Consider the following 18120-nt stretch of genomic DNA (forward strand, 5'->3'; position numbering starts at 1 on the left):
TCATCTTTTGGGTGTTTTCAGAGCCTTGATTCAGAATTTTTACATCATTTTTGATTTTACTAGGTGATTATCAACCCTACTTGGATTATTTTTTAAAAAACATTTGAAAATTTATTGTTTTATTACAAACAGCGACAATTAAGAATCCAAATTATTATTCGAATTATAACATTTTTAGATTTGAAATTAACCATATTTTAATCCTCTTTTTGCGGATATCTAAATCAAAAGGCGAGTTCATTATCATTTTCACAAATTCAATAATTAAATCATAATGAATTTCATGAGGCTTGTATAAATTTCCTGCAATTTTTGTTCGAAAAAAATTTCGTATAAATTGCTTTCAACCAAAGAAAATAATCCAACTCAATCTTTTTAAGGTTGAATATTTTCCGAAAATCAATTACCAAAAAATAACCTGTTATGGGTTTCAATTAACCGTTTTATTATGATTACTATTACAGCAGCAGACAGTCTCTTGGCAATGGCGCCAACCGCCCTGGAGACGGTGTCCACAGCCGCGGCAGCCGAAAGCGCTTCTACCGCGGAAGCCTTAAACTCCCTTTCTACTCAGGTGTCTACCAATGCCCTGACGGCCAACAACGTTTGGATGATGTTAGCCACCGCACTGGTTTTCATCATGCACCTAGGTTTCGCAGGAGTAGAAGCAGGTTTTACTCAGGCTAAAAACACAGTAAACATTCTTTTCAAGAACACCTTGACCCCGGCCATCGGCTTACTTTCCTATGCGATTGTGGGCTTTATGATTATGTATCCAAGCAACTGGTTGGTGGATGGTATCTTCGGCTTCGGCTTTGGACTTACCTCTCCTACCGGGGCAGACGGAGCATTGGATTTAACCTACAATTCCGGCTACACCTACTGGACTGATTTCTTGTTCCAGGGAATGTTCGCCGCAACGACTGCCACTATTGTATCAGGTGCAGTAGCCGAGCGTATCAAGATCTCCTCTTATTTGATTTTCACGGCGATTTACGTTTCCTTCATTTACCCACTTATCGGATCATGGCAATGGGGTGGCGGATTCCTTTCCGAAATGGGATTCTATGATTTCGCAGGTTCTACCTTAGTTCACTCTGTGGGTGGATGGGCTGCATTAGCCGGAATTATGATCTTGGGGCCACGTATTGGAAAATACGGTGCTAATGGAGAAGTTAATGACTTCCCTGGTTCTTCTGTTCCTTTGGCGGTGATCGGTGTGTTCTTGCTTTGGTTAGGTTGGTTCGGCTTCAACGGTGGATCTGTATTATCAGCTGATCCTGCAACCACTTCCCTGGTATTGGTAACGACTTCTTTGGCTGCCTGTGCTGGTGCCGTATCTGGTGTTTTAACCGCTAAAGCCGTATTCAAGCGTTTAGATTTGGGAATGGGATTAAATGGTATTTTAGCCGGATTAGTAGGAATTACCGCTGGTGCTGATTTAATGAGCCCGCTAGAAGCGATTATCATTGGTCTTATCGCTGGTGCTTTAGTAGTATTGGGAGCCATGACCATGGACAAACTTAAATTGGATGACTGTGTAGGTGCAGTATCGGTTCACTTGGTTTGTGGTATCTTCGGCACCCTGGCAGTAGGAATGTTCGGTGCCAAAGCTGGCTTTGATCAGTTAATCAATCAGGCTATCGGAGTACTTGTTTGCGGTGGTGTAGCTTTCGGATCATCCTTCATCATCTTCAAAGTATTGGATACTATTTGGGGAATCCGCGTTACCGCTGAGCATGAGAAAGCAGGTATGGATAGTCACGAACACGGAATCAGAGGATACACTATTGTATTCGACGATTAAGCAATCATCAAAAAAAACAGGGAGTACGCCAATACTCCCTGCCTAAAAACTGGCCCTTAATCGCCAAAAAAAGGGTCAAACATCTTCGAGGAAAGCTCATCGCCAAACGAGCTTTTTCCAAAAAAACCATCACGTCATTTTAGAATTAAACCAAACGAAGAATGAATCGTCAATTTACGAAAATATCGCTATTTGTCCTATTCATGGGCCTTTTTGCCACTACCAACACCTTTGCATCTAAAGAAAACGAAGATGCTGAGGATAGCTCGGCCGTACCGGCAGAAAGCAGCCCCTTGGAAATCAGTGGTTTTATAGACACCTATTACCGAGCGGCAAATTTTAAAAATTCTCAAACTTCTTTTGCCGGAGACAACAACTCCTTCTCTTTGGGCATGGCCAACCTGGTTTTTGCCAAACAAGTTGGGAATGTGGGTTTTGTTGCAGACTTAGCGGTTGGACCAAGAGCTTTAGAGGCCAATGGCTATGGGGGAGAAATCGAAGATGGTGTATTTATCGATAGTAACCTCTCTATTATCAAACAATTGTATGTGACCTGGGCGGCCACAGAAAAGTTAACCTTCACTATGGGTAACTTCTCCACCCATGTAGGATATGAGTTGATTGATGCCAACGGTAACTTCAACTACACTACTTCTTATCTTTTCTCTAACGGCCCATTTTACCACACTGGTTTAAAAGCAGATTATGCTTTTTCTGACAGATTTGCGGTAATGGCCGGCATCTTCAACGAAACCGATACCAAATTTGCATCGATTAATCCTAAGTATTTCGGTGGACAGATCTACTTTGCTCCGGTTGACGGATGGGATGTTTATTTGAACTACATCGGTGGTTCCGTAGATGCAGAAAGCACCTTTACTCAGGAATTCGACATCACCACTACTTACTCTGTAAACGATGACTTCCTTATCGGATTCAATGGAGCCATTGCCCCTACCACAACAAAAATTGAAGGCACTGAGATCAAAGACAATTTCAGCGGTGCAGCACTTTACCTGAATTATATGTTCTCCGAAAAATTTGGAATGGGCGTAAGAGGAGAATACTTCTCTACCCTATTTGATGACGGTACCGACGAAATGAAAGGTAACTTCACTGCACTAACCCTTTCCGGTTCCTACAACATTGGCGCTCTACGCTTAATCCCTGAGATCCGCTACGATGTAGCCGGTGGTGACGGCGAGCCAAAACCATTCGAAAGAATGGATGGCACCATGGAAGGATCCGGTTTCCAAGCAATGATGGCGGCTGTATTTAGTTTCTAATAAATACGGATTATTTACAACTGTAAATAAACTGTAGCGGGAGCGTCCTAGGGCGCTCCTTGCTTGTTTTTGGGGTTACAGCATGAACACAAATGGATGGTTAAATAAACGGAACGGTTGCCGGTTTCAAGTTTCCACAGGGAAAGAGCGTCACTGTAGGCGAAATCCCCCCAATTGAGACTACTCTAAAACAAAACCAATCATTACGGCCCTTTTGTGAAGTTTTGAAAACCTCGAGAATAAGAACAAATTTGAATTGAAATATTATTTGAATGGAGGGTGAATTCCCCAGAACTAGAAAAACTGAATAATACAATCCAATAAGCGTAGAGGAAACAATAAAAAGCGAAGCGCCTAAAATAAGAAAAGGGCGAAACCACTTATGGTTCCACCCTTTAACCCAACATCAACCTATGTCTGTATTTAAACAATCACCATGCCATATTACCAAGAGTGCGGTTTAATCAAAGAATGATGATAAAAAGGAGACTTTGGCTGATCAAATATTTTTAATTCGGGATAAACGACTAATGCATCAACATCCCATACTCCCAAATTGGGAATTTATTTCCATCTATAGAAAATATACAATTCAATCCGGTCATTGATTCAGGCCTTTCCTGAAAATTCTTTCTGAAACTTGACTCCACCGAACCAATGGAGAAACAAAATTCGGGAATATCGGAAAGTAAAGGGCAATAACAATAGGGCAAGGCTGCCTATGACCAATAAATACAACCACAGCGGAGGATCGGTCATGAAAATATTCAAGGCCAGACTCACACCGATAAAAATTGCCACCGATACCGCATAAGAAATATACATGGCTCCAAAGAAAAAACCAGGTTCTACTTCGAAGCGTAAACCACAGTTTTCACACTTCTCATGCATGTCGGAAAACTTATGCAGCTTTTTCAGTGGATGTACAAACATATCTCCTTCATGGCAACGAGGGCATTTCCCCTCTAAAAGTACTTTCATTCCTATAGTCTTAATTTTGAATGAAATTGAAAAAAATTCTTGAATCCTCTAAGAAATTACTGCATAAAGATGGGTGTTTAGGTGACAAACGTCACACTATTAAATTTTTCAGTCTTTTTACCTTCGCATCCTTAATGACCTGATCTTGGGATTTCAGCCAATCCTCCAGTACGGAGCGATAAACCGATCGGAAATCCACGGAATATTTCAAATCACCATTGGCATCCAGATCGGTGAGGGAAGGCAGCTCATTGTAGAAACCTGCCTGGGGTAAATTTTTACTGATAAGATAAAGATTACCGGCCGTTCCATGATCTGTCCCCTGACTGGCATTTTGACTGACACGTCTTCCAAACTCAGAAAAAACCATAATCAGGGTATTTTCCAGTAAATTGGATTTATTCAGATATTCACTAAACTCCAATAATGCCTGCGAAGTCTGTTTCCAAAGGCGTTCTTGTGTTTTCTGCTGCCCTGCATGTGTATCAAATCCGGAGGTAGAGGCATAATAAACCGGAGCATCAATCTCAGCCTGCATCATTTTCCCAATCAGTGCCAACTGCCTGCCCAAATCAGAATTCCCAAAATCAGATCCCTGAACTTTTTGAGACAAGCGCTCATTAATATACTCATGAGAAGACATGGTATCAGCAAAAGTCTTGTACAAATAACCCAAATTATCCTCTCCTAGATGCTCCTCCTGCAATTGTTGATACAATCGCTTTTGCAGTGGTCTTCCCCAGGCCTCATTAAACTGCCTTAACTGTTCAATCGCTAAACCTTTTCGTTCTTCTCCCTTCATGGCCAGGTCCAGACCACCACCCGTTTGAATCACCTGACTTTGTTTTCCGCAACTACTGTCCAGATATCGACCTAACCATCCGGTAGGCAGATATTGATCAGCGGCCGCTGCTGATTGCCAGATGTCCAGCGATCGAAAATGAGAACGGTTAGGGTTCGGATACCCCACCCCATTCACCACCGTTAACCATCCTTTGTCCATCAATTCAACCATTCCTTTGGCCGCGGCGTTGAAGGCTAATTCATCCGAAACCTTGATTAATTGTTCCCCTTTTAAACCTATGACCGGTCGTTCCCGATAATAGATATCATTCCGAAAAGGGACTATGGTATTCAGACCGTCATTGCCTCCCGACAATTGAACCACAACTAAACGCTTTTGAATACTGCCGGCAGCCAGCGTTTTTAAGGGATGAAGAAAACCGGGCAATAAACCCATGGCAGACACCAAACCAGATGTTTTTATAAAATCTCTTCTTTTCATGACTTCAGGGGCTTAAGCTAATTGAAATTCTGGTAGGGCCATCATGGCCGGTAATACGATAGCGGGATTATTAGAATGCATTTTACTCAAGATTTCTCTCGAGGCTGACGTTAGTGGCTTACGCAGGAGAATGGCTGACAGCGCCTCCAAATCCTCCCCTTCCCATTTGGTGTTCACCCTTTCTTTTTGAACCCGCTCCTGCTTTTCTTTTTTCCCACCTTTACCTGACCAAAGTGCAAAAGGCAAATTCATTCTAATGGCCATGGTATTGGAATCAATCCAATGCCGGTCACCCGGCCAGCCCGCTACATTAGGGGGAGAAAACAAAACCTGCCCCATTTTTCGCTGTAGTGCTACGGCGGCCTTTTCGTTTTTAAATTGATAATCAAATATATCTCCGATCCCAACCAATAATTCCACAGGGGATTTGATCAAACCGCCTTTTTGCTCATAAAACCAGTCGGATTTAAAAATTCGACTCAATAATCGGCCGATGTGGTACTGATCCTGATAAAGCGTATCTGCAAAATACTGGACCTGATGAACTTCGGGATTTGGACACACATAGTAACGACAAATTTTTTCGGTAATAAAATAAGCGCAGCGTTCCTTCTCGAGAATTAAATCAATGACCTCCTCTCCTCCAAAATTTCCCGATTGCCCAAAAATCGTTTTCTCGCCCTGATCATGCCATTTCTGACGGAATTTAAACTCCTGCTCCCGGTCAAAACCCCAACCGGTAAAAGCCCGGGCTACCGCTTTGATATCCTGCTCGGAATAATGCCTCTGGCCCAATGTAAAAAGCTCCATTAATTCCCGGGCGAAATTCTCATTAGGATGACTCGCCTTGTTTTGTTGATTATTCAAAAATCGCAACATGGCCGGCTCACGGGACACCGCCAAAACCAGAGACTTAAAATCTCCCAAGGCATATTCACGAAGCGTATTGTTCATGCTTGCGGCAAAATCCGGCCGATTACGATCCACTGTTGCGAAATGCCCATGCCAGAATAAAACCGCCTTTTCTCTCACCATTAAATCCGGATCGCCCATTTGTCTCATCCACTGCACATTCAACCTCATGACCGCTTCCCGGGAAGCCTTTTGCAAATCTTTTTTTTGCGCCGCACTGCCCATCATCATTATTTCGCCCACCCCTTTTGGCGGGCGAAATTCCAATGGCTTTATGCCAACTGCGGTTGCCATTAATGCATCCACCACTTTGTCTTGTTTCTTTTTCATCACCTCCTGCCCCAAAGCAGAGCCAAAAGCCGCTCTTTGCAACAGATGATAATAGTTTGATTGTTCCATGGCAAAAAATTTAAATCTTAGATGCAGAAAGTGAAGGACGGTTTAATCTATGAGGTTCTTTTTTTTATTTCTTCCGGACTCTTAAATATTAAATTGGACCCAAGCCAGCCCCTTACCGACTGCAAAGGATAAACCATGGAAGATTTCCCAATAACGGTACCGGGGTTTAAAACTACTTGGCAACCTACCTCCACATGGTCGCCCACTAAGGCACTGAACTTGGGAAGCCCCGTGGGATAGCGGCTACCATCCGGCATTTTAATGGTAATATCTCCCGGCAATGAACGAAAATTCGACATAATAGCTCCGGCACCCAAATGCGCTTTATAGCCCAAAATACCATCTCCAATATAATTATAATGTGGAGCCTGTACCCCATCAAACAAGATGGCTTGCTTCACCTCCACCGCATTGCCAATAACACAGTGGTCACCGATAACCACATTTCCACGAATAAAAGCACCTGGCCTGATCTCCGTACCTTCTCCAATAATACAGGGACCGATGATTCTCGCAAAGGGATCAATAGCGACCTTTCTTCCCACCCAAACATCCGGCATGATTTCCTGATAGTGATCCGGTAAACGTTCCATTAATTTTGGCAATAAATGGGGTAAATCCGCAATCACCTGGAAGGGACTACGGTCCTCCAATACCTTCCCCAAGATGGAATGGCTGAGATCAAAAAATTGACTGGATTTCATACAATAAAAATTTCAATGAATTAAGCCGAATTATTCAGACTTGAATCCTCCCCTAGCTGCAAGACGGAAAAAATAAAGGCGTTTTTCCTATTTTGAATTTTTTCCAAGGAAGTAGATAAATGAGGAAAAGCAGACTCACCCCAATTTGAGCTATTTGAAAATTAGCAAAACCATTCAAAAAAGCTCGCAATTGGTCTTTTAGAATGGTTTTCTGAATCTGGCAGTGAATAATTCAACTTAAGATAACAATAAAAACAGAAAGACTTCCCCCCAAAAGAAAGGAAGTCGAAAAGGTGTTGGTATACAAGTTTTCCCTCCGGCGGTAAAACCGATCAATTTTACCACCAGAGGGGAAACCGACAAATGCCAATTCAATGAGATCTATCGTTTTAGAGCATATTTAAAGCCAAAATTCTCAGCGAAAATTTGAAGTATTGCAGAAGCGATAAAGGATTATTTTGAGAAAATAGCATCGCTATTGTTGAAAAATTATCCTAAATGGCTTCCAATAATTCGAATTTGCAGCCGGATAGTGTGTTTTTAAACATGCTCTTATAAGCAGACCTTTCCCCTAATGTCGACGGCCATATCTTCGGCCTCCTCCTCTTTCTCTCTGCGGTTGTTGTTCACTCACCTTCCAGCGGGAGACTGCCGCTGCAAATTCATACTTGCGCACAAAGGAAAGGTTTCCGCTGGGGCCGGTCAAATCTTCAAAATTCTGTTGGTTCAACTGCTCCTGCATTTCGGTCGCCACAGCAGCCAAATCACCGGACCCAAAATTACCTTTACCCATTTTCGCCAATAAAGCAGCAATAAGATTCGCCTGTGCCGGCTCTACCAGCTGTTCCAGAGACCGTATATTAATATTATCTTTATTGACTGAAATTTCATCCAAATCACGACTCTTGGTTTTAGCCCGATCACCGAAATGGGATTTAATGCGCGGCCAGTCCAATTTCATTTGAAAAGGCTGGAAGTCTGCCTGATGCTCCACCGTACGTTGGTGTCCGCCAAATTTTTCAATAATGGCTTTAGCCTCTGCAGTCACCTCTTTCACCTTATATTCATCAAGCATCAGCACCTGATCAGCCACTTCGAAGTAATCTCCCAAACCGCCAATCACCATCACAGAAGAAATTCCGGCCGCTTTCAAATCCTGCACTCGTTCAATAAAAGCCGTAATAGGTTCTTTATCCGCTTTAATCAATGACTGCACTTTTTGGTCCCGCACCATAAAATTGGAAGCCGAGGTATCCTCATCAATAAGTAAGGCATTCGCACCTAAAGAAATGGCCTCCATAATATTCCCCGCCTGAGAAGTAGAACCGGAGGCATTTTCGGTGGAAAAATTCACCGTATCCTTTTTATGGGGTAGATTATTGATAAATGGAGAAATATTGACCCCTTGCATATAACGCCCATCCTCAGCTCTTACCTTCACCGCATTTTCATCGGTAATACAATAGGTTCTGCCATCTGAGGGAATGTGATTATAAACCCCATATTCCAGTGCATTCAATAAAGTAGATTTTCCATGAAAGCCACCACCTGTAATAACCGTAATCCCATGCGGAATAGCCATTCCCTTCATTGATTCTCCCAATACGGAGATTTCTACTTCCATGGATGCCGGGCTTTGAAATTTTACTGCATCCTCCATAGGGCGATCATCCACCCCGGACTTCCGAGCCAAAACACTCCCATTTTGAATAAAGGCCAGCCAATTATTCGCTTTCAAATGCTTTCGGATTGCTTCTGCTTTTTCATTGGTGAGGGCAAACCGCTCCATTTTCAAAGCTTGTCCATTGTCATTTAAATCCATGCGCTCCACCCAATCCGGAATATCAGTGAGTAACATCTCCATCGCTTCCCGGCCTAAAACCCTTCGGCCCGCCGCTGGCAATCCTACATAAAATTTGATAAATACTTTATTGCCTTCAACTTCCACAGAGGATCGTTTGAACATGGTCTGTCCAACAGTTTGAATCTGAATGGCCCCACTTTTACCACTGCCTCTCCTTTTACCTCTGCCCAAAGCGTCCGACGCCAGGTGATGAATCCCATTTTCCAAACCCAAGCGGCGGTCCGCATTCGACCAGCATTGAGGTTCAAAGCCAAAATCAGTCAACAAAAAACTGACTTCCAACAGCGAAGGGGAGGCGAAGGGATCACCCTGCACCTTAATAATGTCCAGGTCAAATCGCTCAAACTCATATCTCCCTTTGATGGATTTATAGGCACCATAGGACTGCCCATCAATTTTATGTAATAGTTGCTTTAACTTATGCATCTTATTTTCATTTTATCCGGATATACCTGAAATGTTGACCTACAATCCCCCACCACCAATACCACCTATCTTCAAAAAACTGAGCAACCGTTCATTTGCTGCTGATGAGGGCATTCTTAATATTCCTCCTTATTCACTTTTCGAAAGAACAGAGACTGTTATCTATAAGCCAGGCTATACCATTTCCATGATTATTGCTCAAAAATCAAACATACAAAAAAAGGCCATGGCGTTCACCATGACCTCAATTAAAAGGATTTATCCAACCCCATTATTCCACCTGAATTTCAAGCAAAACCAGACGTCTTTAAATTTTAAGTCCTGTAAAGAAAATTAAAATAAGCCAAATATTTGGAGAGGCTTGTTTTATGCGCTTTTTCATTTCTCACTCGAGAAAAGCTAAGCACGACCTTTTAATTTCCCCTACCATCAATTGCGATTCTGATGAAAATCTGGACTATACGCTATAATTCATCCCAATTGAAAACCTTCGCTTCATTAGGGTATCGGAACCATTCCTGCTTAGCCTGCCCATTGGATTCCACCCACTCTCTGAAATCCGGATAAGCTTCCTCTATATTAATATTTTCTAGCGGATGTTTGAAATTCACATCACCGGATAATATTTCAACGGACCATGGCATATTATTCACGGTTTTATACCATCTGTTTAATTGATCTGAATCATCATCTGCGGTACGAAATAAAGCCGTATTCATTTTAGCAGTTGCCCTGCAATCCACCTGTTGTATTTCATGAGTACGATCTGCGGATCTAAAAATAAAAGCATTCGTGGACAAGGCGCTGATATCTGAGGCACTTAAGCCTGGAACAAAAGTCAAAGTAGCCGAGAATTCCTGCGGAGCGGCTGAAGGACCAGATCCATGGTTTTTGAAATAAGGGGAAAGGGTTTCCGTAATGTTCTCCGAAAGCAGCAATACATCCTTTCTTCCCTGATCAAAAACACCATAAGTAGAATTGCTGAATAAATCACCACTGATAACTTGTCCCCCGGAGAGCCATCTTAATGCAATCCCATTCTCCAGACTTCCACCATGTGCACGGTAATTCCCCACCACCTTCAGGTCCACCGCTTCATTATTGGCGCTTAGGGCATATTCTAAATGATAGGCCATTACCATATCATTGAAATCATAATCTCCTTTATTAGGCCAAAGATCCTCAAACCCCACAACTACATCTCCAACTGCAGGATAGCGCATCATAAAAGCACGATTTGGATCGTTTGGATAATCATCATTTTCATCCTCTATCCCATCATTGTCCGCATCCGGAAGGCTAAAGGTGAACGTTCTGCCGCAGTCAATATTAGAAGTAGTATAATTACAGTTGATCACCTCCTGTTCGTCCAATCCAAGGATATTATTTTTAAATGCCCCTGTTCCCGTGCAAAATCTCAAAGCAGTAGCAACACCTGCCGCTCCGGTAATCGAGGTTTCGGCAACCGTAGCTATCAATGCGGTTCCACTAACACTATACAAATTCCCGCTTACATTAATATCTCCTTCACCTTCCCAAAACGCCCCATCAGAAAATGTAGTCGAAGTAGCACCGGCAAAGGTTGTTTTCCCTCCTACACTGATATACCCATAATGCCCCATGGTATTATTCTGATGAAAATCACCTAAAACATACATCGCGCAATAGTTATCCATGGTAGCCTGGCCATTATTATGCGCATTTCCGGTTACCGTGAGGCTCCCGCGATTTTCTACAAAATTATTGTTATTCATATTGCCATTTACCCGCATTAGAGCCGCCTCCGTATTGTGGGTCAATTGCTCACTACTTACTATATAATTCCCATTCACAATCAGCTCTCCATAGTTGGACACATTGGTTTTGTTATCCGTAAAACCGCTCCCAATAGTAAATTTAGCGCCCGAGGCAATGACCAAATCATTTTGGGTATTACCATTGGACATTAACTGGGAACAGGATACGGAACTTCCTATAATCACCGCTTTACCCCCATTTTTCAGAGTAATCCTGTCATAAGCAACCGCCTCCAAGGCAACAGCCTCCCCATCAATGGTAATGTCACCTCCAAGGTTATCCACCCGACTGTAAGCATCATCCACCGCATTGCTTATCCGCAAATTGCTGCCATTAGTTAATGATAAATCTAAATTCCCTCCATTGGGCGAAATCGCAATAGTATAATTTCCCGAAGGAATCCAAAGGCTTACTTCCTGAAGATTTAATGGGACTTTGGAATGAAAGGCTAATTCGCCATTTAAAACCTGGGCTGCGGCAAAAATTTGACCTCCGGATTTTAAAAAAGCGAGATCATCCTCCTTCACCGTAGCGGGCAGGATAACATTCCAATCGGAGGAATTGCTGGCAGACCAGGTAAAATCATCTGCTACCTTAGGTAAAGTGGAACTGATTTCCACATAAGGATTGGTCTGATAACAGGCTGTTAAAGCAAGGGCAAAAAGCCAAATTATTAGTCTCTCAAAAATTTTCATGTCGATTAAGATAAATTCTCTTAATAAAGAAAACGACAATCATATTTTTTTATCTAATTATTTGTAAAAATAATGCATTTTTATGACATGCATATCCTTTTGCCTACATGATCAAATAAAGATATCCATTTTGGGTTCAATTCATCTAAGCCGGATTATTTATGCTTTAATCCTCCTTTAGCTGCAAGGCGGGAAAAATAAAGGAATTTTTCCTATTTCGAGTTTTTACCAATGAAGCAGATGAATGAGGAGAAAGCAAGCTTACCCAAATATGGGCTATGCAGAAATCAGCAGAAATAATGTAGTATTTTGATTTTAAGCAAGTTAAAGTAATTCACTGAATCTAGCGGTGAATAATTCAGGTTAAGTGATGATCTCTTAACGTCAAACCTAAACGCCTTCGCTAATAGTGGGGAACAGGAATACACTAGCAATCTTATGGTAGCTCCTTGAGCCATGACTTCTCCTGTTCAAACCTGATGATTCAAACATATATCCTCCTGTAGCCGCTATGGGGAAAAATATAGGAAAGTTTACTATTTCGTTTTTTTCAATGTAGCAGATGAGGGAAGAGAAAGTAAGCTCACCCCAAATTGGACGATTAACAAAATCAACAAATCCACCATAGGGCATTGATATTATTTAATTTAGAATGAGCTACTCCAGCTGAGGAGGAATAATTCGGGCTAATTGTTATTCAAAACCTTTTACTATTACAAAAAGCATTAGTGCTTTTTAAAAGCTGAAAGGCCTGCAAATTGTGCCTGTCCGGCCAGATAACGTTCTATCCGAAGCAACTGGTTAAATTTAGTTATCCGCTCTGAACGGCAGCCGGAACCTGTTTTAAGATGTCCGCAACCAATGGCCACCGTCAAATCCGCGATGGTCGTATCCTCCGTTTCACCCGAACGATGAGAAACATAGCAACCATAGTGGTTTTGCTGCGCTAAATAAATAGTATCCAGCGTTTCCGTTAATGTCCCGATTTGATTCAACTTGATCAAAATAGAATTTCCCACGCCCTGATCAATCGCCTTTTGTAAAATTTTAGGATTGGTACAGAAAATATCATCCCCAACAAGCTCTACTTTATCCCCAAGCTCCTGAGTGAGGGTTTTCCATCCGTCCCAGTCATGTTCTCCCAAACCATCCTCCAACAAAACAATCGGATATTTTGATAACCAATCCTCATACAGACGAACCATTTCCTCCGAAGATTTCAGTTCCTGAGTACTGCTAAAAAAGAAATATTTACCCTCCTTCCACATTTCTGAGGAGGCCCGATCAATGCAAATGGAAATATCCTCGCCCGGGATATAGCCCGCTTTTTCAATGGGCCTCAGAATATACTCCACCGCCTCATCATTTGACTTCAAATCAGGGGCGTATCCACCTTCATCTCCGACAGCAGTATTATATTTATCATGATGTAGCACAGTTTTTAGAGCATGAAATGTTTCCTCTCCCATTCGTATGGCAGTTTCGAAATCCGGCGCATTATGCGGTGCAATCTTAAATTCCTGAAAATCAATAGAATTTTGTGCATGAACTCCGCCATTGATCACATTCATGCAGGGAACCGACATTACGGAAGCATTAACTCCACCGATATAGCGAAACAAGGGAATATTTAAAGCGGCCGCAGCAGTATGTGCCGCTGCCAAAGAAACGCCTAAAATGGCATTGGCTCCAAGATTGGACTTATTCTCAGAACCATCCAGACTAATCATTTCATGATCAATTTTCCGTTGCTCCGTGATATCAAAACCATGAAGCGCCGGAGCAATGATGGCGTTTACATGCTCTACCGCTTTCAAAACACCTTTCCCTCCATACCTCTTAGCATTACCATCCCTGAGCTCCACTGCTTCCTTTTCGCCGGTAGAAGCTCCTGAAGGCACAATTGCCCTACTTTTAACCCCATTTTTCAATGTAATTTCCACATCGACCTTTAGGTTTCCCCTTGAATCCAAAAGTTCCTGTGCAAAAATCTTTTCTATTTTCATTTCTTAACCTTTTATACCCATTAGATAATAGACCTACCGCAGGCAAAATGATTTATTGCTTTCAGAAAAATTCATAAAAAAGCCCGTTCTGGCCGATTAATCATGTATAAAACAGGGTTTAGCGGAATGACGGAAAAATGAAGGAATAGTCATCTTATTCGGAGTTTTTCCAATAAAGGAGGAGAAACAAGTTCACCTAAATGTGGGCTATTAAAAAATCAGCAACACCGCTCGCTGTATGTGCTGTTTATAGGATTTCTTATCACAGCCTCCCTGCATCTAACAGGAAATAATGCAGCTTAAATAAAATCATTATCCATCAACACTTTCAGAGCGTGTTTAAAAGCCAAAATTCGCCAGGAGAATTTGATTATTGCAGAAGCGATGCCCGATTATTTTGAGAGAATAGCATCCCTATTGTTGACAAATTTTCCAAAATCGCTTCCCATAATGCGATTTTTCAGCAAGACATCTGGAGACTATAAAACTAATCGGACACTAGTAACTTTATAGTTCATAAGCGTCGAAGCCTGACCCGTAAAAAAACATTTAGGGAAATTAAAATATTAATAAATAAGTGTGAAATTTTAACTTTATACCGATTTCATCCCAGGAGTTAGATTTCTATGAATTAATTTTTTTTGACTTATTTAAACCTAAACCTACTTTCAATTCCAAGTCCGCCACAAAAATACACCTCACTATTTTTCAATAGATTATCCTTAAAATGATCAATAATGAGGGTTTTTTCCAAAATTTTATAGTCTCCTAAGTAGCCGAACCCATAAAGAAGAATTTAAATTTTTTAATTTTTGGTTCGAAATTTGTTTATTAGACTCCCGAAGGATTATTTATATATTACACGTTTTTGAATCATGAAAATATTATTGGTTGAGGATGAATTCCAGATTTCGGAATTTATTAAGAAAGGTCTGAATGAAAGAAATTATGAAGTGATCGTAGCTGCAGACGGAAAAACAGGTCTGGAGATTGCTACTTCTGATACTTTTAATTTGATCATTTTGGATTTAATGCTCCCAAAAATGAATGGTATCGAGGTTTGTAAAAACATTAGAATGACCAACTATGAGGTGCCTATTTTAATGTTAACGGCTCTGGATACCACTGATGACAAAGTAAAAGGATTAAACGCTGGCGCGGATGATTATCTGGCCAAACCATTTGATTTTAGTGAATTAGAGGCAAGAGTTAAAGCCTTGATTCGCAGATCTTCTTTGGGAAGCAGCCAGCCGGAAGAAACCGAACATAGAAAATTGGTTGCCGGAGATTTGATTTGTGACCTGGATAACAAACAAGTAACACGTTCCGGTAAAGAGATCCAGTTAACCGCCAAGGAATTTGCCCTTTTGGAGTTGTTTTTGAAAAACAAAAACAAAGTACTGGACCGCGCTACCATTGCCGAAAAAATCTGGGGACTTACCTTTGATTCCGGGACAAACATTGTGGATGTTTATGTCAACTACCTGAGAAAGAAAGTAGATAAAGAATTTGACACAAAATTAATCCATACCAGAGTCGGTTTCGGATATATTCTTAAAGACGAAGAAGCTCCTTCGGCATGAAAATCCGTCTAAAGATTGCTTTAAACACTACGCTCCTATTTGGCTTCCTTTTGGCTGTCATTTTAGGAGCGGTATATAATGTTACACAGGCAATCATTGAAGTCAAATTTTATGAGCGATTAGAACAAAGAGTTCAGATATCCTCCAAAATTTACTTTGAAAAAGACGAATTAGAAGCCACGATTTACGCAGATTTCGCTGCCAGATACCTTAAAAAATTACCAGATGAAAGTGATCAAATATTTAATGATCAAATGAAACCGGTAATTCCGCCGCACCATCCCGAATTTGAAAATTTGCCCATAACATTTGAGCAGGTAAAACAAGAAAAGACGGTGCATTTCACTAACAAAAAAAGACTCTATGTAGCCCAGTACAAACGGGATAATACTGGAGAATATGTGGTAGTGGTCTGTGCGGTGGACAGTAATGGAGAGTCGTATCTGGCCACTTTACAATGGATTATTTTTCTGAGCTATCTGGTAAGTATGGCCACTGTGATGCTGACCAGCTGGTTTTTTGCCGAAAAAGTTTTGCGACCCATTAATGACGTTATTTCCGATGTAGGTAATATTACCACCTCCAACCTGGAAGAAAGACTGGATGAAGGGAACGGGAAAGACGAAATTGCCCAACTGGCACACTCCTTTAATGGCATGCTGGATCGAATAGAGGACGGCTTTCAACAGCAAAAAAGCTTTGTATCCAATGCCTCTCATGAATTAAGAACTCCTTTGACCGCCCTGATTGGGGAGCTGGAGGTAATGATGATGAGAGAGAGAAATACGGAAGAATACCAGGAAGGCATAGCAACCGCTCTGATAAGAGCCAAATCCTTACGGGAAATCATCAATCATTTGTTGACTTTAGCGAAAACAAATGAAGGGATGTTAACGGAAAAGCTAACCCCCATCCGACTGGATGAATTGATATTTGAAATTCATGCCCAACAACCTGCCGGAGAAGTGGTATTGGATTTTGGAGATTTGCCGGAAGATTTTGATGAAATGGAAGTGATGGGCAACGAAGGACTGCTAAGGTTAGCCATTGGTAATTTGGTAGAAAATGCGCTTAAATATTCAGAAAAGCGTCCGGTTAAAGTCGAGTATTACCATGCCAATGGGACTGCCAACATCAAAGTGATCGACCAAGGAATCGGGATTGAACCGGAGGATTTAAAAAAAGTCCTGCAACCTTTTTACCGATCACAAAGAGCCAAAGATTTTGCTCCGGGAAATGGAATAGGACTGGCTTTAGCGGCTAAAATTATCCGGATTTGTGGCGGAAAGCTGGAGCTGGAATCCAAAGTTGGAGTAGGCACGACCGCTCATTTAACCTTTAAATCCAAGCAGAAAAAATAAAGAAAAAATCAGCCATTGTGCTGATTTTTTTTGCTTTGTAATTTTTATCCGAAAAATGAGGATTTCCTCTTTCGATTTCCCTATTTATCCTGACACAATTCCTCTATCGGTATTTTCTTTTTTCAGGAAAAACCTTTACCGCATTTTGAAGTTAAAAGTTTAAAATCTTGCTGCGCAAGTGTTTTAACATTAACCTGACCTCATGCCTATCCTGAAATTTATATCCGAAAGATTTAGGGCAAATCTTACTTTCATTTTTTATCTGTCACTCTTTGGTAGTACCGCCTGCGTCTCCAACAAAAAATTGGTTTATCTCAATGACGAGGAACTTAGCCCGGAAGAAGTCAAAACCTACCAAACCAAAGATTTAGAAACTTACAGGCTACAACCCAACGATGTATTATCCATTGAAGTCCTTTCGCCTGATCCACAAGCAGCAGAAATTTTTAATGGACAAGGTCAAAAAAGCAATAATTTAGGTTTTCGTGAAGCGGAAGCATCATTTTACCTCACCGGCTTTTCTTTGAATGAAAAAGGTGAAATTTCACTTCCCTTTGTTGGGGCGATAAAGGTCGCCGGGAATACCATAGAGCAGGCACAAGATCTGATTCAAAAAAGTGTAGACCAATATTTGAAGAATTCCACGGTAATCGCCAAACTGGTAAGTTTTAATATTACCATTCTAGGAGAGGTAAGAATGCCGGGCAGATACACCATTTTTCATTCAAAAGCGACAATCTTTCATGGAATCGGTCTTGCCGGAGATCTTACCATTAACGGAAGCCGGAATGTGAAAATTATCCGACAGACCCCGGAAGGCAATGAAGTATTCTATGTGGATCTTCGGGATTCTGAATTGTTGGGGAAAAGACAGTATTATTTACAGCCCAATGACATACTGTATATTCAACCAATAGGAGCAGTAACCTCTCGCTCTAATCTTAGCCTGCTGACGGTTTTCTTTGCAGGTATTTCTACGCTGGTACTCGTTTTAAACTATCTTCAATAATAGCT

General features: G+C 41.4%; 12 protein-coding genes. 5 read left to right on the forward strand and 7 right to left on the reverse strand.

The features are described 5' to 3' along the window. The first annotated feature begins 448 nt into the window (after nt 1-448). Both AAA970_RS20250 and AAA970_RS20255 read left to right on the forward strand, forming a co-directional pair. Nucleotides 449-1807, forward strand: a complete 1359-nt coding sequence (locus AAA970_RS20250) for an ammonium transporter (RefSeq protein ID WP_338238716.1) — start codon at nt 449-451, stop codon at nt 1805-1807. Between the two features lie 161 nt (nt 1808-1968). Continuing rightward, on the forward strand, nt 1969-3093 hold the full coding sequence (locus AAA970_RS20255) for an outer membrane beta-barrel protein (protein WP_338238717.1): 1125 nt from the start codon (nt 1969-1971) through the stop codon (nt 3091-3093). Between the two features lie 609 nt (nt 3094-3702). Here AAA970_RS20255 and AAA970_RS20260 read toward each other — a convergent pair. The 7 genes from AAA970_RS20260 to eno form a co-directional block, all read right to left on the reverse strand. Next, the gene (locus tag AAA970_RS20260; protein WP_338238718.1) at nt 3703-4074 is read right to left on the reverse strand and encodes a DUF983 domain-containing protein; all 372 of its coding nucleotides are present in this window, start codon (nt 4072-4074) and stop codon (nt 3703-3705) included. A gap of 91 nt (nt 4075-4165) precedes the next feature. Continuing rightward, nucleotides 4166-5359, reverse strand: coding sequence for a DUF1501 domain-containing protein (locus AAA970_RS20265; protein ID WP_338238719.1), 1194 nt, complete (start codon nt 5357-5359; stop codon nt 4166-4168). 12 nt (nt 5360-5371) lie between these two features. Then, a complete protein-coding gene (locus AAA970_RS20270; protein ID WP_338238720.1) occupies nt 5372-6670 on the reverse strand; it encodes a DUF1800 domain-containing protein in 1299 nt (432 codons plus the stop codon). Between the two features lie 47 nt (nt 6671-6717). Next, nucleotides 6718-7374 (reverse strand): LbetaH domain-containing protein, encoded by a 657-nt coding sequence (locus AAA970_RS20275; protein WP_338238721.1) that lies wholly within the window; start codon nt 7372-7374, stop codon nt 6718-6720. Nucleotides 7375-7945: 571 nt separating this feature from the next. After that, on the reverse strand, nt 7946-9664 hold the full coding sequence (locus tag AAA970_RS20280) for an ABC-ATPase domain-containing protein (RefSeq protein WP_338238722.1): 1719 nt from the start codon (nt 9662-9664) through the stop codon (nt 7946-7948). A 464-nt stretch (nt 9665-10128) separates the two neighbouring features. Further along, a complete protein-coding gene (locus AAA970_RS20285) occupies nt 10129-12156 on the reverse strand; it encodes an LruC domain-containing protein (protein WP_338238723.1) in 2028 nt (675 codons plus the stop codon). A gap of 725 nt (nt 12157-12881) precedes the next feature. Continuing rightward, nucleotides 12882-14162, reverse strand: a complete 1281-nt coding sequence (gene eno / locus AAA970_RS20290; protein WP_338238724.1) for a phosphopyruvate hydratase — start codon at nt 14160-14162, stop codon at nt 12882-12884. Between the two features lie 875 nt (nt 14163-15037). On the opposite strand from eno, the gene AAA970_RS20295 reads away from it, so the two are divergent. The 3 genes from AAA970_RS20295 (at nt 15038) to AAA970_RS20305 (ending at nt 18115) form a co-directional block, all read left to right on the forward strand. Next, on the forward strand, nt 15038-15745 hold the full coding sequence (locus AAA970_RS20295) for a response regulator (RefSeq protein ID WP_060689411.1): 708 nt from the start codon (nt 15038-15040) through the stop codon (nt 15743-15745). After that, nucleotides 15742-17106: a sensor histidine kinase gene (locus AAA970_RS20300; protein WP_338238725.1), complete on the forward strand. Its 1365-nt coding sequence runs from the start codon at nt 15742-15744 to the stop codon at nt 17104-17106. The genes AAA970_RS20295 and AAA970_RS20300 overlap by 4 nt, the downstream gene beginning before the upstream one ends. Nucleotides 17107-17308: 202 nt before the next feature. Then, complete coding sequence (locus AAA970_RS20305) at nt 17309-18115, forward strand: polysaccharide biosynthesis/export family protein (RefSeq protein ID WP_338238726.1); 807 nt, start codon at nt 17309-17311, stop codon at nt 18113-18115. Nucleotides 18116-18120: the final 5 nt, after the last annotated feature.

Source organism: Persicobacter diffluens (genome assembly GCF_036244895.1).
Classification (GTDB): Bacteria; Bacteroidota; Bacteroidia; order Cytophagales; family Cyclobacteriaceae; genus Persicobacter; species Persicobacter diffluens.

Coding starts and splice junctions, on each gene's coding strand:
- AAA970_RS20250 (WP_338238716.1), top strand. CDS start 449: ATGATTACTATTACAGCAGCAGACAGTCTCTTGGCAATGGCGCCAACC.
- AAA970_RS20255 (WP_338238717.1), top strand. CDS start 1,969: ATGAATCGTCAATTTACGAAAATATCGCTATTTGTCCTATTCATGGGC.
- AAA970_RS20260 (WP_338238718.1), bottom strand. CDS start 4,074: ATGAAAGTACTTTTAGAGGGGAAATGCCCTCGTTGCCATGAAGGAGAT.
- AAA970_RS20265 (WP_338238719.1), bottom strand. CDS start 5,359: ATGAAAAGAAGAGATTTTATAAAAACATCTGGTTTGGTGTCTGCCATG.
- AAA970_RS20270 (WP_338238720.1), bottom strand. CDS start 6,670: ATGGAACAATCAAACTATTATCATCTGTTGCAAAGAGCGGCTTTTGGC.
- AAA970_RS20275 (WP_338238721.1), bottom strand. CDS start 7,374: ATGAAATCCAGTCAATTTTTTGATCTCAGCCATTCCATCTTGGGGAAG.
- AAA970_RS20280 (WP_338238722.1), bottom strand. CDS start 9,664: ATGCATAAGTTAAAGCAACTATTACATAAAATTGATGGGCAGTCCTAT.
- AAA970_RS20285 (WP_338238723.1), bottom strand. CDS start 12,156: ATGAAAATTTTTGAGAGACTAATAATTTGGCTTTTTGCCCTTGCTTTA.
- eno (WP_338238724.1), bottom strand. CDS start 14,162: ATGAAAATAGAAAAGATTTTTGCACAGGAACTTTTGGATTCAAGGGGA.
- AAA970_RS20295 (WP_060689411.1), top strand. CDS start 15,038: ATGAAAATATTATTGGTTGAGGATGAATTCCAGATTTCGGAATTTATT.
- AAA970_RS20300 (WP_338238725.1), top strand. CDS start 15,742: ATGAAAATCCGTCTAAAGATTGCTTTAAACACTACGCTCCTATTTGGC.
- AAA970_RS20305 (WP_338238726.1), top strand. CDS start 17,309: ATGCCTATCCTGAAATTTATATCCGAAAGATTTAGGGCAAATCTTACT.